24 protein-coding genes are annotated in these 25,139 nt (G+C 43.1%); 12 read left to right on the plus strand and 12 right to left on the minus strand.

Features of this window, described 5'->3' with window-relative positions; translation table 11 throughout:
• Positions 1-265: 265 nt before the first annotated feature.
• The 5 genes from CJD36_RS19355 to CJD36_RS19375 all read right to left on the minus strand — a co-directional run bounded on the left by CJD36_RS19355 (position 266) and on the right by CJD36_RS19375 (position 7,558).
• Positions 266-2,182, minus strand: coding sequence for an Ig-like domain-containing protein (locus CJD36_RS19355; RefSeq protein WP_161499390.1), 1,917 nt, complete (start codon positions 2,180-2,182; stop codon positions 266-268).
• A gap of 190 nt (positions 2,183-2,372) precedes the next feature.
• Entirely contained in the window at positions 2,373-4,259 is a 1,887-nt protein-coding gene (locus CJD36_RS19360; RefSeq protein ID WP_105040853.1) for a T9SS type A sorting domain-containing protein, read from the minus strand.
• Between the two features lie 297 nt (positions 4,260-4,556).
• Positions 4,557-6,713 (minus strand): pseudouridine synthase, encoded by a 2,157-nt coding sequence (locus CJD36_RS23750; RefSeq protein ID WP_240609388.1) that lies wholly within the window; start codon positions 6,711-6,713, stop codon positions 4,557-4,559.
• Positions 6,714-6,827: 114 nt separating this feature from the next.
• Positions 6,828-7,181 (minus strand): Hpt domain-containing protein, encoded by a 354-nt coding sequence (locus CJD36_RS19370; protein ID WP_105040854.1) that lies wholly within the window; start codon positions 7,179-7,181, stop codon positions 6,828-6,830.
• Complete coding sequence (locus tag CJD36_RS19375) at positions 7,160-7,558, minus strand: response regulator (RefSeq protein WP_105040855.1); 399 nt, start codon at positions 7,556-7,558, stop codon at positions 7,160-7,162. Before CJD36_RS19375 ends, CJD36_RS19370 begins: the two co-directional genes overlap by 22 nt.
• Before the next feature lie 268 nt (positions 7,559-7,826).
• On the opposite strand from CJD36_RS19375, the gene CJD36_RS19380 reads away from it, so the two are divergent.
• From CJD36_RS19380 to CJD36_RS19410, 7 genes are all read left to right on the plus strand, one after another.
• Complete coding sequence (locus CJD36_RS19380) at positions 7,827-9,749, plus strand: polysaccharide biosynthesis protein (RefSeq protein WP_105041007.1); 1,923 nt, start codon at positions 7,827-7,829, stop codon at positions 9,747-9,749.
• Positions 9,750-9,902: 153 nt separating this feature from the next.
• Positions 9,903-11,069, plus strand: a complete 1,167-nt coding sequence (locus tag CJD36_RS19385) for an AIR synthase related protein (protein ID WP_105040856.1) — start codon at positions 9,903-9,905, stop codon at positions 11,067-11,069.
• Positions 11,070-11,125: 56 nt separating this feature from the next.
• Positions 11,126-11,782, plus strand: coding sequence for a hypothetical protein (locus CJD36_RS19390; protein ID WP_105040857.1), 657 nt, complete (start codon positions 11,126-11,128; stop codon positions 11,780-11,782).
• A 22-nt stretch (positions 11,783-11,804) separates the two neighbouring features.
• A complete protein-coding gene (locus CJD36_RS19395; protein ID WP_133162719.1) occupies positions 11,805-12,398 on the plus strand; it encodes a hypothetical protein in 594 nt (197 codons plus the stop codon).
• Positions 12,399-12,473: 75 nt separating this feature from the next.
• A complete protein-coding gene (locus tag CJD36_RS19400) occupies positions 12,474-13,325 on the plus strand; it encodes a hypothetical protein (protein ID WP_105040859.1) in 852 nt (283 codons plus the stop codon).
• Positions 13,326-13,371: 46 nt separating this feature from the next.
• Positions 13,372-13,998 carry a hypothetical protein gene (locus tag CJD36_RS19405; RefSeq protein WP_133162720.1) on the plus strand — a complete coding sequence of 209 codons (627 nt, stop codon included), beginning with the start codon at positions 13,372-13,374 and terminating at the stop codon, positions 13,996-13,998.
• A 131-nt stretch (positions 13,999-14,129) separates the two neighbouring features.
• Positions 14,130-14,735, plus strand: a complete 606-nt coding sequence (locus CJD36_RS19410) for a hypothetical protein (protein ID WP_105040861.1) — start codon at positions 14,130-14,132, stop codon at positions 14,733-14,735.
• A gap of 63 nt (positions 14,736-14,798) precedes the next feature.
• Here CJD36_RS19410 and rluF read toward each other — a convergent pair whose 3' ends face one another.
• Both rluF and CJD36_RS19420 read right to left on the minus strand, forming a co-directional pair.
• Complete coding sequence (rluF, locus tag CJD36_RS19415) at positions 14,799-16,226, minus strand: 23S rRNA pseudouridine(2604) synthase RluF (RefSeq protein ID WP_105040862.1); 1,428 nt, start codon at positions 16,224-16,226, stop codon at positions 14,799-14,801.
• A gap of 356 nt (positions 16,227-16,582) precedes the next feature.
• Complete coding sequence (locus CJD36_RS19420) at positions 16,583-16,852, minus strand: hypothetical protein (protein ID WP_133162721.1); 270 nt, start codon at positions 16,850-16,852, stop codon at positions 16,583-16,585.
• Between the two features lie 102 nt (positions 16,853-16,954).
• Here CJD36_RS19420 and CJD36_RS19425 point away from each other — a divergent pair, with 102 nt between their 5' ends.
• Positions 16,955-17,683, plus strand: coding sequence for an alpha/beta hydrolase (locus CJD36_RS19425; RefSeq protein WP_105040864.1), 729 nt, complete (start codon positions 16,955-16,957; stop codon positions 17,681-17,683).
• Between the two features lie 205 nt (positions 17,684-17,888).
• Here the strand turns inward: CJD36_RS19425 and xerD are convergent, their stop codons facing one another.
• Positions 17,889-18,788 (minus strand): site-specific tyrosine recombinase XerD, encoded by a 900-nt coding sequence (xerD, locus tag CJD36_RS19430; RefSeq protein WP_105040865.1) that lies wholly within the window; start codon positions 18,786-18,788, stop codon positions 17,889-17,891.
• A 64-nt stretch (positions 18,789-18,852) separates the two neighbouring features.
• On the opposite strand from xerD, the gene aroQ reads away from it, so the two are divergent.
• Positions 18,853-19,293 (plus strand): type II 3-dehydroquinate dehydratase, encoded by a 441-nt coding sequence (gene aroQ, locus CJD36_RS19435; protein WP_105040866.1) that lies wholly within the window; start codon positions 18,853-18,855, stop codon positions 19,291-19,293.
• Positions 19,294-19,472: 179 nt separating this feature from the next.
• Here the strand turns inward: aroQ and fmt are convergent, their stop codons facing one another.
• Positions 19,473-20,405 (minus strand): methionyl-tRNA formyltransferase, encoded by a 933-nt coding sequence (gene fmt, locus CJD36_RS19440; protein WP_105040867.1) that lies wholly within the window; start codon positions 20,403-20,405, stop codon positions 19,473-19,475.
• 259 nt (positions 20,406-20,664) lie between these two features.
• On the opposite strand from fmt, the gene CJD36_RS19445 reads away from it, so the two are divergent.
• Positions 20,665-21,327 carry an NAD(P)H-binding protein gene (locus CJD36_RS19445; RefSeq protein ID WP_105040868.1) on the plus strand — a complete coding sequence of 221 codons (663 nt, stop codon included), beginning with the start codon at positions 20,665-20,667 and terminating at the stop codon, positions 21,325-21,327.
• Between the two features lie 237 nt (positions 21,328-21,564).
• Here the strand turns inward: CJD36_RS19445 and CJD36_RS19450 are convergent, their stop codons facing one another.
• Together CJD36_RS19450 and CJD36_RS19455 are read right to left on the minus strand one after the other, a co-directional pair.
• The gene (locus tag CJD36_RS19450; protein ID WP_240609389.1) at positions 21,565-22,116 is read right to left on the minus strand and encodes a DUF1543 domain-containing protein; all 552 of its coding nucleotides are present in this window, start codon (positions 22,114-22,116) and stop codon (positions 21,565-21,567) included.
• Between the two features lie 94 nt (positions 22,117-22,210).
• On the minus strand, positions 22,211-22,864 hold the full coding sequence (locus CJD36_RS19455) for a DUF4294 domain-containing protein (protein ID WP_105040870.1): 654 nt from the start codon (positions 22,862-22,864) through the stop codon (positions 22,211-22,213).
• Between the two features lie 141 nt (positions 22,865-23,005).
• Between CJD36_RS19455 and CJD36_RS19460 the strand changes: the two genes are divergently transcribed.
• A complete protein-coding gene (locus tag CJD36_RS19460) occupies positions 23,006-23,266 on the plus strand; it encodes a hypothetical protein (RefSeq protein ID WP_105040871.1) in 261 nt (86 codons plus the stop codon).
• Between the two features lie 8 nt (positions 23,267-23,274).
• A complete protein-coding gene (locus tag CJD36_RS19465) occupies positions 23,275-23,679 on the plus strand; it encodes a thiol-disulfide oxidoreductase DCC family protein (protein WP_105040872.1) in 405 nt (134 codons plus the stop codon).
• 795 nt (positions 23,680-24,474) lie between these two features.
• Here the strand turns inward: CJD36_RS19465 and CJD36_RS19470 are convergent.
• A complete protein-coding gene (locus CJD36_RS19470) occupies positions 24,475-25,104 on the minus strand; it encodes an XAC2610-related protein (protein ID WP_133162722.1) in 630 nt (209 codons plus the stop codon).
• Between the last annotated feature and the right edge of the window lie 35 nt (positions 25,105-25,139).

Consider the following 25,139-nt stretch of genomic DNA (forward strand, 5'->3'; position numbering starts at 1 on the left):
TTTTTGTTGAATGATTAAAAATAATAATTTTATCTGTAGTTAAAAACTAATTATTAACTACCCACTAGTAAGACGGAAATACAGTTCAATTCGTTAGTACTGGAGGAAAATAAATGGGCCTTATTAAGAATAAGTCCATCTTGTCCGGAAAAACCAGCTCGGATCAATGACCTCAACAGAGAAAGTCCAGGTTTGCCCTTACAAAAACCACAAGGGAAGCATCTCTGCTTCCCTTGTGGTAAAACTAAAACACACTCACTATTTATTAGTGTTGTACCTGTATTTTGTTGTTGTAATTTACAGGAGCAGACCTTACAGAGATAGTGTACAAACCGCTTGTCAGTGAAGACAAATCGATCTGATGAACACCTGCACCCGCAGTCATTTTGATATTACTGTGGAATACTTCACGGCCCGTAATATCCGCTACTACTATTGTTGCCTCTTCTGACGAAGGCATAGTCCATGTGATATTCACCTTACCGTTAGTAGGGTTAGGGAAAACGAACACGTTAGGATCAGGCGCTATATCTACTATCGCAACAGGAGCCGGGGTGATCGTATGTGACAGGGTATGTTGTACAAAAGCTGCATTAGAAACAGATGGTGCAGCCGTGGTAAGTGCCAGACCTGTGTAAGGAGTAGTAAGGTAATTAAGAGAATCAGGGAATACGTAATAGGTTTGACCAAGTGGCAGGTTATTAAAATAATAATGCCCCGTAGCGTCGGTAGGTACAGACCGGATCAACTGTAGCGTGGATGAATTAAAAATGTACATCATCATCCCGCTTACAGGCACACTTGTTGTGGTGCCCTTGTTAGCACCCGTGGTAACATTGCCCGCTACAAAGCCTGCGCCGGATGTAACAGTGCCATACGCCATATTGATATCCTGATTGATATCGGGCGCACCCGATATGTGGTATAATACATCAGCAGCATACCAGTAAAAACTGCTTGTGTGGTATGTAGGAATAAAGCCGGTCGATGAAACAGCAAATGTATCTATCACCGCTGCCTTTATACGATAAGAATCTGTAAGTGCACCTAAAAACTGATAATAGACAGAAGTAGCCCCTGTACATGGAATAAGTACCGAGTCAACCGCTGCAAGGTTCATTGTAGAAGCGTTGTAGGTGATGAGCCATACTTTAACGTCGGCATGACAGTAGCCACCGGGAAAGTTTACATGCCCTGAAATACCATTGAACGCAGAAACAGTAACAGGATGGGTAGCATATGCCAGCCCGCTGCATCCACTTACACCATATGAAATAGTGGCTGTTCCGGCCGCTAAACCAGTGACACCACCTGTGGCACTCACAGTAGCTATGGATGGATTGCTACTGCTCCACGTACCACCGGAAACGCTGCCGGAAAGGGAAATTGAAGCACCAACCGCAACTGATGAGGGTCCGGAAATAGTTCCCGATGAAGTAGACGTGGTGACGGTGATGTTTTTATAAAAAGAGCGTGATGTACCGCAGCCCCCTGCCCCGGAAAGAACGACATATTTTATTGAGTCTGCTCCGGCGGAGATACCGGTAACCACACCGGTAGCATTAACTGTAGCCACAGCTATATTGCTGCTTACCCATATCCCTCCCATTGCGGTAGTAGATAGCGTAGTTGATGAACCAACACAGACATGAATGGCTCCAGTTAACCCGCTATCTATTGTAGATGAGGGTACATAAATACTGTGATGAGCTGTGCAATAGCCTGACAAAGTGTAGTTGATCACTGTGGTACCTCCATGCACCGCAGTAACCATACCTGCGGATGAACTTACAGTAGCCACATATGTGCTGCTACTGCTCCATATACCGCCAGACACCAAGTTGCTTACAGAACCAGACGCGCCGATACACAGCGTATCTACCCCGGCAATAGCAGGAAGAGACAAGTATACAGTAAATGTAGAAGTGGTAACACTTGCGCCCAGCGTATAAGTGATGGTAGTCGTACCGGCAGAAACAGCATACACCGTGGCGTGTGAGCCAGAGCTGCCCGGACGTATTGTAGCTACAGCAGGATTACTACTTGACCATACACCTCCAGTAGTAAGGCTATCGTGAAAATCATATGTCAACCCCACACAGCCGGATGACGGACCGGTAAATGCGTAGGAAAGACAACTGGATAACAAGACAAATAATACAAGGGTAAAAAACTTGTTCATAGACGAAAATCTAATTGTAAGACACGGTAATCCCCGCGGCAATGTTGCCGCCATTAATTAAGACAGCTGGCCCACCACAAAGGTTAGTTTTTATTTTAATTATTCAAAAAACAAAATGTGTTTTTATTAAATACACAAGGGAAGCATTGCTGCTTCCCTTGTGGTAAAACTAAAACACACTCACTATATATTAGTGTTGTACCTGTATTTTGTTGTTGTAATTAACAGCTGCAGACTTTACAGAGATAGTGTACAAACCGCTTGTCAATGAAGACAGATCGATCTGGTTAACACCTGCACCTGCAGTCATATTGATATTGCTGTGAAATACTTCACGGCCAGTGATATCAGCTACAACTATTGTTGCTTCTTCTGATGAAGGCATGTTCCATGTGATATTCACCTTACCATTAGTAGGGTTGGGGAATGCCAGGATAGAAGCAGATGCGGTAACATCATTAACACCCACGCCTATTGGCTTAATGGTCATTGCAGTTGCCGAAGTATTTTGCTTAAAGCTTGCTCCTGTCATAGAAGGTGCCGCTGCAGTAAGAGCAATACCTGCAAAAGGAGTTGTAGCGTAATTCAGAGAATCAGGGAATACGTAGTAAGTAGCTCCTACAGGCAGATTACTGAAAGAATAGTGTCCTGTAGCATCTGTACGAACAGCCTGCATCAATTGTAAAGAAGCTGCATCGAAGATATACATCATCATACCATTTACCGGAACTGAAGTAGAAGTACCCTTGTTAGCACCAGCTGTAACATCACCGGCTACAAAACCAGCACCTGAAGTAACGGTACCGTAAGCCATATTGATATCCTGGTTTATATCACCAACACCGGCAGTATGAGCCAATACATCGGCAGTGCTCCAGTAGAAGCTGCTTGTATGATAAGTAGGAATAAAGCCCGTACCCAGGAACAATGAATCAAGAGTAGCAGCCTTGATGCGGTAAGAGTTGGTTGGCTCACTTGCAAAAGAGTAAGCTACGCTTGTACCCGCAGCGTATACAGTTGTAGAGTCAATAGCAGCAAGCATAGTACCGGTAAGAGTGATCACCCATACTTTAACCGGGCCATAATGAGCAACCGAACCGAAGTTAACATGACCGGAGATGCCACCAAATGCACTTACGGTAACACTGTGTGTAGCATAAGCAAGACCACCGCAACCGGTAACACCATAGCTGATAGTAGCGGTGCCAGCGGCAACACCAGTAACCACACCAGTTGCAGACACAGAAGCGATAGCTGTATTAGATGAACTCCATGCACCACCGGTAACAGCATCAGACAGGTTAATAGTATTACCAACAAATACTGATGAAGGTCCGGTGATAGTACCAGTACCAGTGGTAGCCGAAACGCTAACATAAGCTACCGCTGTAGAAGAACCACATGAACCAGTAACAGTGTAAGATACTAATGTACCACCCGCTGTAAGACCTGTGATCAAACCTGACGTACTGATAGTAGCTACTGCAGGAGTTGCAACAGACCATACACCGCCGGTAGTTGCATCTGTTAATGAAAGTGAACTTCCTACGCAAACAGAACCGCTGCCATAGATAGAGTCAACAAAAGGAGCACCTACAGTTACTGCCTGAGATACAGAGCAACCGCCCGGCATTGTGTAGTATATGTTAGTAGTACCACCGGCTACACCATATACCCAACCGCTGGCATTGATGGTAGCTACAGATGGAACAGAAGAACTCCATGTGCCCCCCGGGGTAGCATCGGCCAATGTAGTAGTAGAACCTGCGCAAACAGTAAAAGAAACACCCGTTATAGGAGCAGGAGCAGCGGTAACCGTGAGTACAAGTATGTCTGTGAGTAACGAGCTGGAACAACTAATGGTAGTGGTACCAGTTCCTACTGTGACACATGTACCATAAGCATCTACAGTAGCTACAGCGGTGTTGCTGCTAGACCATATTCCACCAGTCAGAATTGCACTGTCGTGGTAATATATTGTTGCCCCGGTACAGGCACCAGTAGGTCCCGTAATAGAAGCAAAAGATGCCATACATCCCAATAAAGCAATAATGGTTAAGAGGAAATGTTTTTTCATAAAAGTTTTTGTTTGGTTAGTTAATTATGTTTTTAATTGATTTCACACAGAATTGTATTATGCCTGCATATATGACGACAGAAGCACAGCAAATGTTAGTAAATGGCTAACATTTTTTATTTCGCTGCAAATTAACACAAATAAAAATATTTATAGTGGTCTAATTATAAATAGATAAAGTAAATTGTTTACACCTAACCAATTGCAGAAGCAAAAAGAATACGACCCCATATCCACTAAAATACAAAAGGCATAAAACAGTTAGTTCTATGCCTTTTGTACATTATTTTATATCTACTACGACTTAAAGTGCTTGAGTAAAACTATTTCGCGCTCGTTTAGGTAACGCCACTTGCCGCGAGGCAGATTCTTTTTTGTGAGATTGGCATACATTACCCTATCCAGTTTTTCAACTACATAGCCAAGGCTTTCAAATATGCGCCTAACGATTCTGTTACGGCCAATGTGGATCTCTATTCCCAATTCGCTCTTAGTTTCCAGGTAAGATAGTGCATCTACATGCGCCTTACCGTCTTCCAGATCCAATCCATTGATGATCTTTTCAAAATCGGCCTTTGTAACCGGCTTGTCTAATGTAACCTGATATATTTTCTTGACCCTGTTAGAAGGGTGTGCCAGTTTCTGTGTAAGGTCACCATCGTTGGTGATCAGCAACAGACCGGAAGTATTTCTGTCCAATCTGCCTACAGGGAATAATCTCTCGCCCTCAGCAGTAGCTACCAGCTGCATTACCGTCTTACGTCCCTGAGGATCATCGTTGGTGGTGATGTAATCTTTAGGTTTGTTCAGTAATATATATACCATACCCTTTTGTATGGTCAGCTTCTTATCATTGAAGTAAACAACATCTTCATCACCCACCTTGTGACCCGGATTAGTAATTACTTCGCCGTTTATTTTCACTTTACCTTCCTTCACCAGTAATGCCGCGTCTCTGCGACTGCAAACACCACTGTGTGCAAGATATTTATTCAATGGCATGGCCTCAGGTCCTTTCACTTCTTCCTCTTCGTCTTCATCATGATGATGGCGTCTCTTCTTTTTACGGATAGGCTCGTCATCTTCATCCTCTTCACCGGCTTCTACTTCAGGATGCCTGTCCTTACGATCGAATGGTTTTTTACCTTCTCCGGGAGCCTTTTTGAATGGCCTCTTTTCGTCGGCTTTCTCTATTTTATTTTTAGGCTTTTTATCACCGGTATCTTTCCTGGCTGGCTTGTCACCGAATCTTGCAGAAATTGGCTCATTAGTTTCCTTCTTAAAAGCACGTGCCGGATCTTCTTTCTTAACCGCTACCTTCCTGTTCTTCTTCTTCTCTTCGAGCAGTTCATCGCTTATTTTGAAAGATTCATATGGCATTTCTTCCGGCGCATCAAACTTCGGCTCCGTACCCTTTGCGGCATCGCGTTGGAAAAATGGCTTATCACTGTCTTTTATTGCTCGCTTTTCACCAGTCTTCTTTGGCATTCCACGGTCGCTATAGTCAATACCTTTCTGCCACAGGCTACCTTCAGTGCTCTCTTTTTTAGCGTATGGCTTCTTTTCGCCATCACCTTCTTTTTTCTTCCATGTTCCTTCCGCATCTCCATCAGGACGTGGTTTACGGGCATATGGTGCATCACCGTCTTTCTTTGCAAAAGGCTTTTTTGCGCCATAAGGGGTATCGCCATCTCTCTTTGCAAATGGTTTCTTTGCACCGTATGGAGCATCACCATCTTTCTTAGGGAATGGCCTTTTTTCTGCTCTGTCCTTTTTAGGGAAAGGCTTCTTGCCATCTTCATTACTTCTTTCCCACTTGTTCTCTGCTTCTTTACCGGTATAGTCAGCATCTCCCTTTACAAAAGGCATTTTTCTATCGGTCTTTTCAGTTCTTTTCCAGGCATTGTCGCTATCGGTGCGTGGTTTGCGATCAGCATAAGGCGCATCACCCTCTCTTTTTTCAAAAGGTTTCTTTCTGTCGCTACCCTTACCCTCACGTTTCCATGGATTATCTCCGTCTTCGCGTGGTTTACGGTCGGCAAACGAACTATCGCCATCTTTTTTATCAAATGATTTGCTGCGTCCACCCTTCTTTTCTCTCTTCCACGGATTATGCTCATCGCTTCCGGGAGCTGCATTATCAGCATCAGCACGGGGAGCAGCTTTTTTCCTGTCACCACTTTTGCTTGGGCGTTTCCACGGATTGTCGGAATCGTCGGCAGGTTTGTTGCTATCACTATCTTTTTTAAAGGCAGGCCTTACTTTATCGGCACCATCTTTATTATAAGGCTTATCGTCTTTTTTTGTACTGCTCCGTTTAAATGGATTGCTGTCACCACCGCCGGCATATTTGCTTCTGCCAAATGGTTTTGCGGTACCGCCATCCTCCTTGCGTTGATACCCTTTTTCATTATTATTTTCTCTGCCGGATGCAGATCCTGATTTCTTATTCATGAGTATTCGCTTTTTTTGGAGGGTGCAAAGGTAAGACATATGTAGTCAACAACCCTAAGAGAATTGCCGAGCCCCCTGCTTTCTATTATATATTAATTGTCTTTCAGATAAGAATTAAGCCCTTCCAGCTATTAAGAACGGTAGTGCTTCGTTGTAATTAGTGATGATAAGGTTGAGTGATTGCTTGATCTCATCAAGCCCGGTTCTTTGCTTAGCAAGTCCATCGATCTTCACCAGGCTATCGTAAACACCTGTAATTTTTATAATACCTGCCGACGATTTCAGAAAATGTGCCTGTTTGTGTATATCTTCAAAATCTCCATTATTCCTTATAAGATCGGAGAGTTTAAGCATACCGGTTGCCATTGTATCCACAAAAATGCCTATTACCTCCCGTATATAGCCTTCGTCTCCGCCCGATATTTCGCTGATATAACTGAGATCAATTAAAGGGTGTTGTATTGGCATGCAATATTATTTTCAATTAGTTGAACAATCAATTCACATAACACGGGTGGGTCAAATGGTTTTGAAACGCACATATCCATTCCGGCTGCGGTCCAGGTTGCATTCTCATCTTCTACATTATTGGCAGTAAGGCCCACAATGGGAATATTGAGACCCATTTCAAATTTAATATATCGCGATGCTTCAAGTCCGCCCAATTCAGGCATCTGTATGTCCATAACAATGGCATCAAACCGCTGAAACAGTACACATTCCACAGCTTCAAGGCCATTATCAGCAACCTTAATAACAGCACCATTCTTTTCGAGAACAAAGCCTAATATCTTCTGGTTCAGCTTGTTATCATCTACAATGAGTATATTTTTACCTTCCAGCAAATTTCCTGTTTTTAATTCCTGCTAAATTCGTTATTTTTGACAACATAAAAAAATTATAATTAATTAGTAATACATTTATTTATAAATAATTATAATATATATCCTTTTCCGTTTAATAAAAAAGTTTTGTATATTGCAGAAGGGCTTTATGCATTAAGCAATTATTAATGTTAGTCCAGGCCATTGTATTGCTTGTTAATTGAGCTTAATTTTGGCGGATAAATTTAATTGTGCTGTGATATTGATCGGTGATTCTTAAATGTTGAGTATGGCATATAAAATACGCATTCTTCCCAGGTGGCTGGTTTTCTTATTGGATCTGTTTTTAGTTTGTTTTTGCCTGTTTCTGGCAAGAGCACTGAAAATGAATTTTTCATGGCCGCATGTAGTTGTGGGGCTAAGGTCAATGACGGTAGTTGTGCTGTTGTTGAATGCTGCACTGTTCTATATATTCAAGAGCTATGCGGGAATAGTACGTTATACTAATATTGAGGATACATCCAGATTGGTAATGGTGAATGCTATTGCTTCATTTTTTTACCTGGCAGTTAATATTTTTGTTTACCATTCGCAGAACTTCTTTACGCTACAGGTTGTTACAATCAACTTTTTTATAACCAGCTTTGTCATTATCTCTTATCGCCTGGCGGTGAGGTATTGCTTCCAGTTCTACAAATTATACTCTGAGGGCGAAAAAGTACCCCGTAAAAAAGTTGCGGTATACAATGCTTCGGCGAACGGATTACATATTAAAAATGTAATGAACAACCTGCCTAACGGAGACATGCAGGTAGTAGCATTTTTAGATGATAATTTAAGTGGTAACGGTAAATTGCTGGAGGGTATTCCTATATATACTACCAATGAAAGCAATATAGAGAAACTAAAAAATGAAGGTGTAGAGCTGGTGATCTTTGTAAATAAGATCACAGAAAAAGATAAGCTGAATGCACTGGTAGATAATTGCCTGCACTATGGCATACGCATACAGCAAGTGCCTACTATGCGAGACTGGCTGAACGGCAAATTGGATACGCAGCAGCTACAGAATATCAACATTGAAGATCTTCTTGAAAGAGAAGTTATTAAAATACATAACGAAGCTATATATACTGAGCTGAAAGGCAAGAAGATACTGGTAACGGGCGCCGCAGGATCAATAGGCAGCGAGCTGGTGCGCCAGCTATTAAACTACCGTCCATCTTTGATTATACTTTGTGACCAGGCAGAAACGCCGATGCACGAGTTTACACTGGAGATACAGGAGAAATATAAGAATGCTAACATTAAGGCATACCTCGGGGACATTACCGACAGGCAGCGTATGGAACACCTGTTTGAGGTTTACAACCCGCAGATAGTTTTTCACGCAGCAGCTTATAAGCACGTACCATTGATGGAGGATAACCCGTCTATAGCGGTAATGAACAATGTGCTGGGCACAAAAAATCTTGCAGAACTATCAGTAGCTAATGATGTGGAGAAGTTTGTAATGATCTCTACAGATAAGGCGGTGAACCCTACCAATGTAATGGGCGCATCAAAACGTATTGCTGAGATATTCACGCAGAGCTTCTACAGATCTATGCTCAATGATATGGAGCTGCATAAAGAAGATGGCACTCCACACATTACTAAGTTTGTAACAACCAGATTTGGCAATGTACTGGGATCAAACGGATCTGTGATACCACGATTTAAAATGCAGCTGGAAAAGGGCGGACCGATCACCGTTACTCACCCTGAAATTACCCGTTATTTCATGACCATACCCGAAGCTTGTATTTTGGTATTAGAGGCAGGTGTAATGGGACAAGGTGGCGAGATATTTGTGTTTGACATGGGTAAGCCTGTTAAGATAGCAGACCTCGCCAAAAAAGTGATTCGCCTGGCGGGCAAGGAACCTGATGTAGATATACAGATTGTATACAGCGGACTGAGACCGGGAGAAAAGCTATATGAGGAGTTGTTGAACAACGCAGAAAATACGCGCCCAACGTACCACGAAAAGATCTTGATAGCAGACGTGCGTGAATACAATTTTGCTGATGTAAGCAAGAGAGTGGAAAAACTAATAGCCTGCGCCAAACAACATTACACACTGGAGACTGTTTACCTGATGAAAGATCTGGTACCTGAGTTTGTGAGTACCAATGTGGCCTATGAGAAGGTGAATGCTACTACAAAATAGTTTCTATTTGATTACTGATATTAAAATCTCCCGTCAATGCGGGAGATTTTTGTTTTGAGCCCGGTCTATAAACAATAAGAATTTTACCAAATCACCCTACCGGTTTACTTTTTACTTTTCAAAAGGTTACTTTTGCGGTCTGAAACATAGACTTTGAACAGATATAACCAACGCGGTGTTTCCGCACAGAAGGAAGACGTGCATAAAGCTATTGAGAAACTGGATAAAGGGCTTTTCCCAAATGCCTTTTGTAAAGTTTACCCCGACTACTGGGGCAATGACGATGAGTATTGCAACCTGATGCATGCTGATGGCGCAGGCACCAAATCGATCCTCGCTTACATGTACTGGAAAGAAACAGGTGATATGAGCGTATGGAAGGGTATTTCTATCGATTCTATAGTGATGAACATAGATGATATGCTGTGCGTGGGGGCGGTAGGTCCATTTACTTACTCATCAACTATTGGTCGCAACAAACAGTTGATCCCGGGAGAAGTTATTTCCGAACTGATCAATGGCACACAATCTTACTTTGACAAATTGAGTGAATATGGCCTTACCGTTCACCTGATGGGTGGTGAGACAGCTGATGTAGGAGATGTGGTACGCACTGTAATTGTTGATGGTACTATGGCTTGCCGTATGCGCCGCGACAAATTGGTGACCACAGAAAAAATGCAGGCGGGTGATGTAATAGTATCGCTTGCCAGCTACGGACAAGCCACTTACGAAGATGAATACAACAGCGGCATGGGCAGCAACGGTCTTACCAGTGCCCGCCACGAAATGCTGAAGAATGATTATGCACGTCTTTATCCTGAAAGTGTTGATCCTAACCTGCTGGCAGAAGTAGTTTACAATGGCAAATATTCACTTACGGATGCAACTGAAACGGGACTTGATATAGGTAAGATGATCCTATCCCCTACCCGCACTTATGCACCGGTTATCTTAAAAGTACTGGAGCAGCATTTTGATGCTATACATGGCATTATTCATTGCAGTGGTGGTGGCCAGACCAAGTGCCTGCATTACCTGCCTAAGCCGCTTCGTGTAGTTAAAAACAATTTATTACCTGTTCCACCGTTATTCACCATGATACAGGAATCTGCCGGTACCAGCTGGAAGGAAATGTATCAGGTATTCAATATGGGGCAGCGTCTGGAAATATTCACAGACAAGGCTACAGCAGAAAATATCATTGCCATTTCTAAGAGCTTTAATATTGAGGCGCAAATTTCGGGCTATGTTGAGGAGTCTGACCAAAAAGAATTACTGATCAGCAGCCCTTTTGGTGAGTTTACTTACCATGGATAAAAATATTATATAGTATATTTACAATTAATAATCATCATTCTATAACTCCTTCATGTATGGCCAGATATTTCCCAGGTATTTTTGTTGCCGCATTACTTTCGTTCAGTACTGCTATTGCGCAAACTGATGATGACGATAAGGCGGACAATAGTAAGAACGGGAATAAAGAGATGCCTACCGGCATTCACATGAATGAAAGTGGCCAATTCCCAGTAGGGAGAAAGTATAAAGTTCTGGCAGTAGCACCAATGCAGTTTACCGAAAATGGTGTTGGCCTGGCCGTTAGCTACGAGCATAGTATAGACAAGCATGGTATAGTTACCTATATACTTCCTGCCATAGCCACGCTAAACTCAACTACCTCTAGCTTCAGCAATAAGCGTCACCAGGACCCCATGTTCTATTTTATGCCAGGATTGAAATTCTATCCTACATCTTGTTACGGCAAGATAAAGTATGCGCTAGGTCCATCGTTGGTAATAGGGGCAGGTCAACAAAGAGTAGATGACTATTACTACAGTAACGACCAGCTTTATGACAAATTCGTCTTTGGAATAATGCTCAATAATTCCATCAACTTCACCCCTTCGGCTCACATTTACCTCGGTATTGAATTCGGACTTGGGTTTACTTATCTGAATCGCCTTAATGGTGTTAATGATGGCATTGCAGGGCTTACACAAGGCGGACTGAAGATCGGCTACAGATTTTAATACATTCTAAAACGGGCATGTTATGACCCTACGGTCTCCACTCCTTATTGCGGCTACCTTCTTATTGACTACTAGTACCATTGCGCAGCATGTAGACCCCAAGAACAAAGAGTTGACACATGAGAAATATGAGGTATGGTCAATTGCGCCCGTCCATTTATTTGAAAGCTGCATAGGTACATCAATTAGCTACGAAAGAGGTATTGATGCCGGGGGAATTGTGACCTATATGCTACAAGCAATGGGTGGTGTAGACCTTACAAAAAAATACGCATCTAACAGGGCTACCGAAGACCCGATAATATTCATAATGCCCGGACTCAAATTTTACCCTACTACACGTTTGGGCCATACTAAGTACGCAGTAGGGCCTTCTTTGGTGATTGGTGCCGGTCAGGCAAGCGACTATAGCTCCTATTACCCGAGCGACCGCGTAGGCACCCGGTTTCTGTTAGGCATAATGGTAAACAATTCACTTAACTATCAATTTGGCCAGCGGGTATATCTAGGGATAGATTACGGGCTTGGCTTTTCATACATTGATAAATCAAGAGGCGTTAATTCGGGTGTTAACCTCCTTAACCAATTGGCTTTCAGAATGGGATACCGTTTCTGATTTATTCTAGAAGTATAATTATTTTACTTTTTTGGCACAATTAATGCTGTTAGAAAATAACACATACTTTTTTTTATGAACAAAAAGTCGTTTATAGCCACTATCATATTCCTCCTATCTGTATCTGCGGCATTTGCGCAAGACAGAATATTTCAAAGCAATGGCAATGTTATTGAAGCCAAAATAAAGGAAATAAACAAGGAGAACATTATCTATACTCACTGGAGCAACGTAAATGGATCTGCATATTCTATTTCATTAAGAGAAGTAGACAAAGTGAGGTATGAAAATGGCGTGGAAGAACGGTTCAATGGTGAGAATGACGGCGAAAATATGACAAATACTAGCCATGCCCAGCATATAGGGGGCAATCAATATCGCACTGCTGACATGAAACTAGCCGATAACATATTGGCCATAGCCCCTATTCAGTTCACCGAAAATGGTGTAGGCTTTGCACTTAGCTATGAGAAAACTATAGACAAAGCCGGCATTATTGCTTATTCATTACCAGTTATAGCCACCTTTAACCTTAATGGCCAGACAGAAGCCCACGATGGTAAACATCAGGATGCTATGTTCTATTTTTCACCGGGATTGAAATTTTACCCTACCGGCAGCCGCGGTCGCACTAAATATGCAATTGGCCCGTCGTTGGTTATTGGGGCAGGGGAAAAAACTACGGGCGGAGAGTATCATTACTGGTCAGGCTATTCTTATCTCTCAGGTTTTAACCCATATGAAACGCACAGTAAATTTATGCTGGGTATATTGGTCAATAATTCACTCAACATAAATCCTTCACCACGCATGTATATAGGTATGGACTTTGGCTTCGGTTTTACTTACATCAACCAGCTTGGAGGTGCTAACCAAGGCATAACGGGAATGGTGCAAGCCGGGTTTAAGATTGGTTACAGATTCTAATTCACGTTTCATTCAAAATTTCATTTTTAATTCAATTTATATGTTCATGAAAAAGTTGTTAATGCTCGCTTTGCCATTATTGATCTCAGGAATTGCAAAAGCGCAGACGGACGAAGCCGCGGCAAGCCCGGCTCATAAAAACGATAATAGCAACATTATAGCTATTGCACCAATACAGTTTACCGAGAATGGCGTGGGTCTGGCTTTCAGCTACGAAAAAGGAATAGACAAAGCCGGTATTGTAGCATATAATCTTCCGCTTATAGCAACGTTCAATCTTAATAATAATGTATCGAACGGCGACCACCAGGACGCGATGTTCTACTTTTCTCCTGGTATTAAGTTCTACCCTACCAGCAGCCATGGCAATGTAAAATATGCCATAGGCCCATCGTTGGTAATAGGCGCGGGCGAAAAAACAACGCACTCATCAACTTATCTTCCCAATCCCGGCAATCCTTCCAACCCTTATTATTACGAACAATACACAACCCAAAGCAAATTTATACTGGGCATAATGGTCAGCAATTCGTTGAACATTAATCCTACTGAGCATTTCTATCTTGGTCTTGACTTTGGTTTTGGCTTCACTTACATCAACAGGCTGGCCGGCAATAATGATGGTCTTACCGGCGTAGTGCAGAGCGGCTTTAAGATCGGCTACAGATTCTAAGATATTCTTCAAACATATTTACAAGAAAGGGATAGACGTTTAGTGTTTATCCCTTTCTTGTTTTTGACTTAGATACTTTACTTTAGAATCCGGTGGCACGATTACTGTTGTCTTATCATAAACACACAGTTATGATATCTAAGATACTGCTTGCTTCGGCACTTTCATTATTGATCACCAGCAATGCTAACGCGCAGGAAGCTGCACCGGTTACTGACCCAACTATTCCGGTGCTATCACCATTCAATAAAGTTCTTGCCATCGCACCTATGCAATTCACAGAGAATGGCGTAGGACTTGCAGTAAGCTATGAGCAGGCAGTAGATAAAGAAGCGATCGTAGCATTCATACTCCCGGTAATCGTTACATTCAACCTGGCACACGACCAGAAATATGGTAATAAACAGGATGCAATGTTCTACTTCATGCCGGGTATTAAATTTTACCCTACAGGTGGTTTTGGAAAAATAAAGTATGCGATAGGTCCATCCCTTGTATTAGGTGCTGGACAAAAAACAGAACCGGTATACAATCCTATTGTACCCGAATACAAAACACGCAGTAATTTTCTACTGGGCATAATGGTCAATAATTCCATCAACTTCAATGCTACACCTCATTTCTACTTAGGCCTGGACTTTGGCTTCGGCTTCACTTACATACATAAGCTGGATGGCGAGAACCAAGGAATAAATGGCATAGTAGAGGGTGGATTGAAACTGGGATATAGGTTTTAAAGATCTACTTAAACTTAGTAAGTAAAAAGCAGAATGTAAATGAATACATTCTGCTTTTATATTTTATCCTCTCCCTCTCGGGGTAGGCTTGTTGGTTGTCTTAAAGTTGACTGCGGCCCGCTTGCCTTTGGGTGTTGATGCTTTTCCCTTCTCTTCGCTGCGGGTTTTCTTCTTGGCGGCGTCGCTGTCTGACTGCCTTAGCCTTCTTGGCTTTTCGTCTCTACGGCCCATGCCCTTCTCCGCATTCTTGCCCTTTTCTTCCCTCTTCACCTTACCGTCTCTCTTACCCGTTTCGTCTTTGCTGCCGCGTGGTTCTTTTTTGGCTTTTATAATTTTATTACCTTTAGCATCGAAGCCAGGCTTATCTTTCTTATCGCCCTTATCTCTGAAGCCTTTATAGCTATCACTCTTTTTCTTGCGTGGACGCATAGGATCTACAGCCATAGACTGTTCTTCTATACTTGCAGATTCAAAGTCACTTACAACATGGCCCTTCTTCTTCGTTTTAGCACTTGGCACACCGGCTTTCTGCTCCTTCTCTTTCTTTACCTTGAAGTAGTTTTCCTTTTCTCTCTTTGCTTTTTCTTTGCGGCTGGTTACTTTTTTTACCCCAGCAATTTCACTGTCAGCAGATTCGGTCCTTCCACCCATTTCACGGTCCAGGAAGGCTTCTTTGCGCAGTCTTGCCTTTGTTTCTTTTTCGCTTTCCGGCTTTTCGTCGGGGTTGAATGGCTTTCTTTCAGACTTTGGTTTACCTGGCTTTACTTCGCTGCTCGATCCGCTCATCATATCATTAAGCTTTTCCATTTCGGGCTGTGAAAGGTAGCGCCAGTGACCTACCGCCATCCCTTCCAGGTTGATGTTCATGATACGGATACGTGTCAGTTTCTGCACCTCATAGCCCAAATACTCGCACATACGGCGGATCTGACGGTTAAGGCCCTGCGTAAGCGTGATACGGAAACGTTTGTTACCTTCCTGTCTTACTTCGCACTTTTTGGTACGTGTACCCAATATAGGTATACCATTGCTCATTTGCTGTATGAACTCGGGTGTAATGTTCTTATCAACTATTACTATGTATTCCTTTTCGTGGTTGTTACTTGCGCGGAGGATCTTGTTGACAATGTCACCATCGTTGGTAAGCAATATCAACCCATCACTATCCTTATCTAAGCGGCCTACAGGAAATATGCGTGTAGGGTGATTGAGGAAAGTAATGATGTTGGTCTTATCTCTTACATCTGTAGTACTGGTAACACCTACAGGCTTGTTGCAGGCTATATAAACGGTCTTCTTCTTTTTCTTGATCGGCTCACCATCTACTTCTACTTTATCACCTGGCATAACCCTGTCTCCGGGGAATGCAGGCAGGTCATTTACAGTTACTCTTTCCGATTCTATCAATTTGTCGGCTTCTCTTCTCGAGCAGAATCCCGATGAGCTGATATACTTATTAAGGCTTACTAATTCGCTTTCTATTTGTTTCATCTTTGGCTTTACACCTACTTTTAATAGCTGTAAATGTAATTCATTATTACCACTCGGTCATTTTGAGCGCATTTAAGGTGAATATATTGCCTGAGTATTCTACTTTCATGATTAAAATTGAGGCGTTACCTGCTTCATTTTTTTTGCGCCTAACTGATTAATGACATTGACTTAAGAATTTGGCAGGTTACTACCAAAGTTATTTCGCCCTTTCAGGGCTGAGTGTTTTGTACTCTATTTAACCGAGGGCTTCACCCCCGGCTATTGTGTTTCGCCTCTTCGGGGCTGGCTAAAAACCCTTAAGTCAATGGCTTTGAGATAAGTGCGTATGAAATGTATTAGCGCCAGATTATCTGCTATTTTCCGATATTCCTGATAGCCTCGTCTAGTTTAGGTTCCAGAGCAGTAACGGGTGCAGGAAGATCTGCGGGAAGATTACGAAATTTGAATGAACCACTATAGGGATCGAGATGCAACTCCAGGCTATGGATCTGTTGATTTAGCGTAGTGCCATAGCCGGGTATGCGGATATCCACAGAAAAAAAAGTGATATCATTAGCCTGCCTTTCCATAATACCGCATTCATATAATGTACCTCCATCCTCTATTTCTACATCGAAAACCATGTTAGTTTGTTTTAAAACCATCACACAATTACCATGCCCTCAATCGGGGATTACTACCACACTATTAATTGATTCTATAACTTCGTCTATATAATTGATGCAATGAAAATCATACACTCGCTGCTGTTCGCCATTTGCCTGATAGTATCTACCGGCATTTCTGCAAAAGAAACCAGGATCCTGCAAAAGGATATGGTGCTGAAGTACATAGTTAATGAACCCACTACTAAAACCTCAAACACTCCGCTCATTATATTGCTGCATGGCTATGGCAGCAATGAGGGTGACCTTTTCAGCCTTGTCAAAGATCTGCCACAAGAGGCGATAATACTTGCGGTGAGAGCACCTGTTACATTACCCAATGGGTATGCATGGATGCCGGTCGCCAGATTTGGTGATAAAGAAGACCCTGCGGCACCGGAAAGAAGCAGGCAATTATTGATGCAGTTCATTGACCAGGCAGCAAAGAAATATCATGTACCGGCATCGCGCATATACCTGTTAGGCTTTAGCCAGGGAGCAATGATGAGCCTTACCATAGCCCTTACCCAACCCGAGAAGACAAATGGAATAGCCATGCTAAGCGGAAGATTGATAGACGAGACCAAGAACAAGATGGCCAGGCCCGAGCTTATCAATAAGGTATCTATTTTTGAGGCCCATGGCACCGAAGACCAGGTAATACCAATAGCTACAGGGCGCGAAGCCCATGCCTACCTGACCAGCAAGAATATAAAAACTGAGTATCACGAATATAAAATGGCACATACTATTAGTGGGGAAGAATTGTTGGATATAAAGAAATGGTTTGCGGGGAATTTGAAGAAGTAAACGATTATATCTACCTTTTATTTAGTTCATACAAAACGAATACGTCCCGAGGCGAGAGTGCTTTCCCGCAATTCTGCGGGATAAACTCAATCCTCGAAATGCCCCCTTGGGGAGTACAAAACGAATACATCCCGTGCGAATGTCCGGGGTTCGAGAGCCTCACCCTGACATTCGGGGAAGAGGACAATATTAGATGCTGAATGATCTATTTATACCTCGGGTGAAATTTCTCTAGAGTATTGCGGAGATAAGAGCGGTCGAGGTGGGTGTATATCTCTGTTGTGGTGATGCTTTTGTGGCCCATCATTTCCTGCACAGCTCGGAGGTCTGCCCCACCTTCTACAAGGTGCGTCGCAAAGGAATGACGCAAGGTATGCGGATGTATCTCTCCACTCAATCCTGCCTTAGCCGCGAGGTCTTTGATGATGTAAAACACCATAATGCGCGACATGCCTGCACCCCTGCGATTGAGGAACAACACGTCTTCCTGCCCGCGTTTAATGGAGACATGACTACGGATATGCTCCCGATATATTTGTATCTGGTTTATTGCTTCCTCTCCTATCGGTACTAATCTTTCCTTATCACCCTTACCCAGCACTTTTATAAAGCCAACATCCAGGTAGAGGTTTGTGAGCTTTAGTGTGATCAGCTCACTGACGCGCAGGCCGCAGCTGTACATGGTTTCTAGCATAGCGCGGTTTCGGGTTCCTTCGGGCGTGCTGTGATCGATAGCTTCGAAGAGCTTATCTATATCGGCAATGCTGAGCACATGAGGTAGTGCCCGTTTTTGCTTAGGGGCTTCCAACAGTTGCGTAGGGTCTTTGCGAAGGATCTCTTCCAACGCCATGTACCGGAAGAATGATTTTACCCCGCTGAGTATTCTGGACTGTGTACTGGCGGCCAATTCCAGCTCATGAATAGATTGCAGAAATGATTGCAGGTGCGCCAGCTCCATTTGTTGCAGAGAGATCTCCTTATGCTCATCCTGCATATGATCGCGGAGCATGGCCACATCATGCAGGTATGCCTCAACAGTATTGTCAGACATACCCCTCTCCAGCATCAGATAAGCTTTAAACCCTTTGATATATGCATCCCACATGATCGGGTGTAAATTACGGAACTAATTTGTGTGAACACTTCAGCAGAAGTTTTACATTTGTTGTATGCAACACCTGGCTATAGTCAACGGACCTAATCTTAATCTCCTTGGGGTAAGGGAGCCGCATATCTATGGCAGTGAAACATTTGAAGACTACCTGGCTAAGCTTAGAACACAATTTCCGGAGGTGGATATTGAGTATTACCAGAGCAATGTGGAAGGTGAGCTGATCAATTTCCTGCATGGCTGCATGGGCAAGAAACAGGGCATTATACTTAATGCAGGTGCCTATACCCACACCAGCATAGCCCTGGCTGATGCTATCAGTGCTATTAATGTACCGGTGGTAGAAGTGCACGTCAGCAATGTGCTGGCGCGGGAGGATTTCAGGAAGACTTCATTCATAGCGGCAAAGTGTGTGGGGTCTATAAGTGGATTGGGCATGAGGGGTTATGAGCTGGCGGCTAGGTGGTTTGTCGGAAGCGAAACGCTTCCGAAGGGTTAGGACGAAGCAGGACGCTTCGACGAGTGCGGGATTGTCTGAATCACAGATTCAGGTAATCGCTCAGATTTCACAGATTCTATTTTTATATTCAAAACGAATACGTCCTGTGCGAATGTCGTGGTTCGAGAGCCTCAACATGACATTCGGGGACAAAGTAAGTCTATGCCAGAGCAGTCTACTTAACCTCTATACCCTCTCAAAAACGAAACGATATCCATTCTCTTTTTGCCTTCCTGTTGTAGTTCTTTTATATAGAGCCAGCCGTCGTCACCTGCAAAACGAAGGTAGGTGGCGTGATCGGTTTCGAAGGTACCGGGCTTTACCGACAGATGCACAGGCGTAGGTTCGGAGGTGAATATTTTTATGGATTTATCGCCCAACATGGCGTGTGCAGCGGGATAAGGCGATAATCCGCGTATAAAATTATTGATGTCGGCTACTTTCCTGTCCCAATGGATAAAGGTATCTTCTTTGAATATTTTAGGTGCGTTTCTCAGTTCACCGGCATCTACTTTATCCTGTGGTATTTCTACAATAGTGCCTTCTGCAACAGCTTTTACCGTTTTAATGAGTAGTTCTGCGCCTGCGGCCATTAGCTTATCGTGCATGGTGCCGGCAGTATCTTCGGACATAATGGCTACCTTTTGTTGCAGCATAATATCACCGGTATCTATCTCATGCTTTAGCTTGAATGTTGTAACGCCGGATTCTGTCTCACCATTCATAATGGCCCGGTTGATTGGTGCTGCACCGCGGTATTGTGGTAGTAGTGAACCGTGAACATTCAATGTGCCCATAGGAGGCATGTTCCACACCACCTCAGGCATCATGCGGAAGGCTACTACCACCTGGAGGTCTGCATTGCAGTCACGCAGTTCTTCAAGAAATGATTCTGCTTTCATCTTTTCTGGCTGCATGAGGTGCAAGCCATTGGCCACAGCATATTCTTTTACGGCAGAAGCATGATTTTGCTTGCCACGGCCGGCAGGTTTATCTACCGCCGTAACAACACCTACAACATTGGCGCCTGCATCAACAAGTGCTTTGAGGGAGGCAACAGCAAAATCGGGAGTGCCGAAAAAGACAATACGCAGTTGGTCGAATGATTTCATTGGAGTGCAAAGTTAATGGAAAAAGGGAAAGGGGTGCTTTGTGTGATTGGCTCGGCAACACGTATATAAAACGAATACGTCCTGATGCGAGACTTCTCCACCAACGAGTTGGGGACAGGTTCGTTCATCGCAGTGACATCTTAGTGCACCTCAAAGAGAACCGACCCGATGGCCGTCGGTCAGAGACCGACAGCAGGCGTACCTTGTAAATTAGACTGGCATAAATTTTATAGTGATGATATACACGTAATTTTATTGAATGAGAACTGCTATAGTGATAGGCGCAACCGGGCTTGTAGGTAATGAGCTTACCCGACTTTTGCTTAAAGATTCCCGCATTGGGCAAGTGAAAATATTTGTACGTAGGAAAACGGGGTTGAGTCATAGTAAACTGGAAGAGCATATAGTAGATTTTAACTTACCTGATGAATGGAAAAAACTGGTAACGGGCGATGTACTGTATTCGGCATTGGGAACAACGCTAAAAGCCGCGGGGAGTAAAGAAGCTCAATATACAGTAGATCATACCTATCAGTTCAATACAGCAAAGGCAGCAGCTGCAAATGGTGTGCAAAAATATGTGCTGGTGTCGGCGGGCGGTGCTTCTGCAAATTCAAAGATCTTTTATTCCCGTATGAAGGGTGAATTGGAAAGGGACATCAGGAAGTTACCTTTTGAAACCATCCACATTATACGCCCAGGGATGCTAAAGGGTCACAGGGCGAATACGCGCACAGGCGAGATCATTGGCGGTGCGGTACTTGGGCTGGTGAGCCGCTTACCTGGCCTTAAAGCCCTGCAACCGATAGAGGGACACGAGGTGGCCAAGGCAATGATCAATGCATCGTTCAGGCATATAGTAGGTATTCATAGTTATAGTCCGGGTGAGTTGTTTAAGTTGGCGGAGTTGGTGTCGGCGTGAGGTGATTTACAACGAAGTCGTTATGCGCGAATGCCTCACAGGTTTTTTGAGACATATTCGTTCCGGTTTCTGACCAAAACGAATACGTCCTTAGGTGAGATTGCTTCGCAAAGGGCTCGCAATGACCCGCATGAGGAATCTCAAAACGAATACGCCCCGTGCGAATGTCGTGGTTCGTACTTCGAGAACCTCAGGATGACTGGCCACCATGATATTCGATGTAGCTTTCTATTTGATTTATAGTTTATCCAATTTAAAGTAGCCGATGTTTAATTGATCATCGTGGCCGTTGTGGCCAGGTTCTACCAGTAGAGTATAGTTTTGGGCTTCGTCCTGCAGCACATCCTGAACGATAAAAATATCGTCGACGTCTACTCCGTATTTATCATCAATATGTGATTCTGCACCTTTAAAGCCCATGTGCTTGTAGAAGGCTGTTTGCTTAGATAGTTTTACCGCTGTTGCCATATCGGGGCCGGCAATAACCATCTTGTAGTGGTATTCTTCAAAATCGCCGGGCTTGTAGCCGCCAAGGTTAACGAAGAAAAGCTGATCACCGGAGGTTTGCGCATGTGACCTTTCTACGACCGATACTTTATAGCCATTAGCATTGTTCACTTCGCGCCATGCGTCTACGTGCATCTTCCCTTTTGCTTCCGGCCAGAAGGCCTTCATGGAAGGGATAAGTTCTTTCATTGATGGGGCAATACCGAAAAAAATGTCGTGCTGTTCGATGCTGCGTCCTGCGGGCCTGCAGCCTATGAGTACCATAAATAGTTTTTGTGTCAAAGTGTGTGTGTGTTGGAAATGCTTGTGATGCCCGGCCGCTTAGGAGACGCAAAATCTTGCGTCTCTACGTACACCGGTTTAAGAAATTGTATCGCTATTTTTTACTGACCTTTTTCATTAGTTCGTCCTGGAGGTAGAGCTGGTAGCGGTAGGCTGTGGAGGCTTCCAGTTCTCGGACGATCATTTCGAGTTCTTTGTCATCGCCGGTGGGGTCGTAGTCTTTCCGGAGGTTATTGTTGAAAAATACCCCGACCGACTGCCACATGACTGCCGATAATCCACCCTTTAGTTCTCTTATGACGTGGTAGCAGTTGTCCCCTGTCTGGCGATTGATGAGGGAGATGAGTACGTGCCCCTGCTCTATGGACATATTTTTGAGGGGCTGTTTAAAGGCGGCATCCAGCTGGCGATCAATCTCCTTCATATATTTTTTGCGATCGCGTCTCCTATCCATGGTATCCATATCGGCCTGTACCTTTTTAAAGATGGCCGCAGCGGTGAGTGCATATGAATAAGTGTTGTATACCCGAGACCTGAGTAGGTTGAGCCGCTTACGTTCTTCTTCATTACGCATTCTGTCTTTTAATTCAAATTCAGCCAAGAACACATACGGATATGCCCGACCCTCTACTATTATACCACCAAGACGTATAGTGTCGTTGGTTGTAGCCTGTTGAGCATGGCTTTGCAGTAATGCAGTAAGCAGCAACAAAACAACAAGTGAACAATATATATACGACTTACGCATCTCTATCAAATTTACTACATTTCTTAATGACACTTCTGACAAAAAGTAACCCAACAGCCTACAAACAAAGTGTTAATATTCTATACATGCATCAGTGGCACGTTGTTTGCTCTGTATATATAAAGTATTTTTGCACCGCTTATGAATAAGTTATTACCGGTATTATTGGTTTCTGCGATCGGTTGGACATCATGTACCAAGGAAAAAACCGCAGTACCGCTTACACAAAAGGAAATAAAGAAACAGGTAGATTCTATTATGTCGGCTAAGAGTAAGTCTATAATAGAGAGTGCAAACAGGGACCTGCAATTGCGCCTGAAGATAGAGGTTAAAGGCCGTGCCGATTCATTAGTGCGTATGCATGCAAAACCCGACACAACTGTAAAGACACCCAAAATATAATTATGTATATGCAAACACAGAGACCAATATTGTTCTTTGATGGTGTTTGCAATCTGTGTAATTCCACCATTCAGAAAATAATCAGGTTCGACAAGCAAAAACAATTTCTGTTTGCGCCGTTGCAGTCTACCGCCGGGCGAGAAGCATTGCAACATGTTACCGAAGCCGAGGGTAAAGCAGGCAGTGTTATTCTCTTTCATAATGATCAATACTATACGCGTTCTTCTGCGGTATTGCAGGTCTTTAGGCTGTTAGGAGGTTGGTTTAATTTATTGCTTGCGGGCTATATCCTACCTCGATTTTTACGCGATGCTCTTTATAATTACATAGCCTCTCACCGGTATAAGTGGTTTGGCCAACAAAATGAGTGTATGGTGCCTACGGCGGAGTTGAAGGAGAGGTTTCTTGCCTGACTCCCCGGGGTTAAAACCCCGGGCTAACATTATTAGCCCATTCAGGGCTTTCCGAAAGTGGCAATTTTTTCGTGTTTACGGAATTTTTGTTTGGTTGGTTTTGGCTGTGCTTGTTTGTGGGAAAGGGTTTTAGGGCGATTTAACAAATTTCATAAAATTTCCACTTTCTTCTACTTTTTTCTACTCACTTCTACTTTTTCGTCCAGTGTCTGGTCCCATTGCCCACCCGATGTGGAGACGCAAAATCTTGCGTCTCTATGAACTGCCTCGTACCTAAATAAATTTACTTGTTGCCTTCGATAAATATTCAAGGGTACAGGCTCGGCAGGAGATCTGTTGGCAATTTCCGCCAGTGGTGTTTTTTGCGTTTCCGGCAGTTTTTTTTAGTGAGTTTCCTTTGGATGACTGGTCTGTAAAGGGTTTGGGCTGTTTTTAAAAACCGCCAGTTTTCGCAGTTTTTCGCAGTTTTTCCGCCAATTTCCGCCAATTTCCGCAGTTTTTTGTCTGAATCAGGATGGTCAGGATTTCAGGAAAAGGTGGATGTCAGATGCAACCGGGCTGAATATTTTCAGCCCCTACATGTTGTGAGGCGAATGGGGGTGATGAGGGTTCATATGTCAAAGAGCGCACAGGTTTTCGCCTGATTTGGGTGTAAATTAATACGCGGAAATGACGTGAGAAAATAAAGATATTCACAAAAATGTGGATAACTCATGCTATATAATGAAGGTTCAATGGGTTATGGCAGTTACCTGAAGTGAAAAAAAATCACTTAGTTTGATTGCTTGCATAGTGTTAATAATTCGAAATAACATTATACACTTTAACCCATTTATCTATCTTACTGTTGTACTGAAATTTTACGGTTCTTTTTTTCATTGCATTGATCGCAATTTTAAATGTCAGAATTTTCGTCTTTACATTTATGTTGGTTGGGAAAACTGTTGGAAACTCTAGTGAACCGATTTTCAGAAAGTCTGAATTTTCAATAAAGCTGCCATCCTTGTTCTGAAAGTAGAAAGTATATAATTGGCCAAATGCATTGCTAGCTTCGCTCCTCACTGCCAAATCTTCCTTACCATCAAAATTCAAATCTGCGATAACAATATCGCCCATATCACCATCAGTTACCGACTCACCCTTGTTTACATTTGTTACGTATGACCGACCTACACAATCAAAAGGAATAGTGACTTCAGTTGTAGAATAATATAGTTTTTGTGTTTTATGTGTAGTCTTATTGCGAACAATGACAGTTAGGTTTTCAATGTGTTCAAATGAGTCTGTTTGCTTATCAGTGACGTTAATTTCGAAATCAAATATGCGAGATAAATTACTGTATTTGCAGCTTTTTTTCTGTGCGAATCCATCGAACACGCTAAGTAGAAGTATAAATACGCAAATATGACATCCTCTTTTATTCATAGTGATATGATCAAATTTGAAGATAATGCTAATTA

The sequence above is a fragment of the Flavipsychrobacter stenotrophus genome, from assembly GCF_002954265.1.
Taxonomy (GTDB): Bacteria; Bacteroidota; Bacteroidia; order Chitinophagales; family Chitinophagaceae; genus Flavipsychrobacter; species Flavipsychrobacter stenotrophus.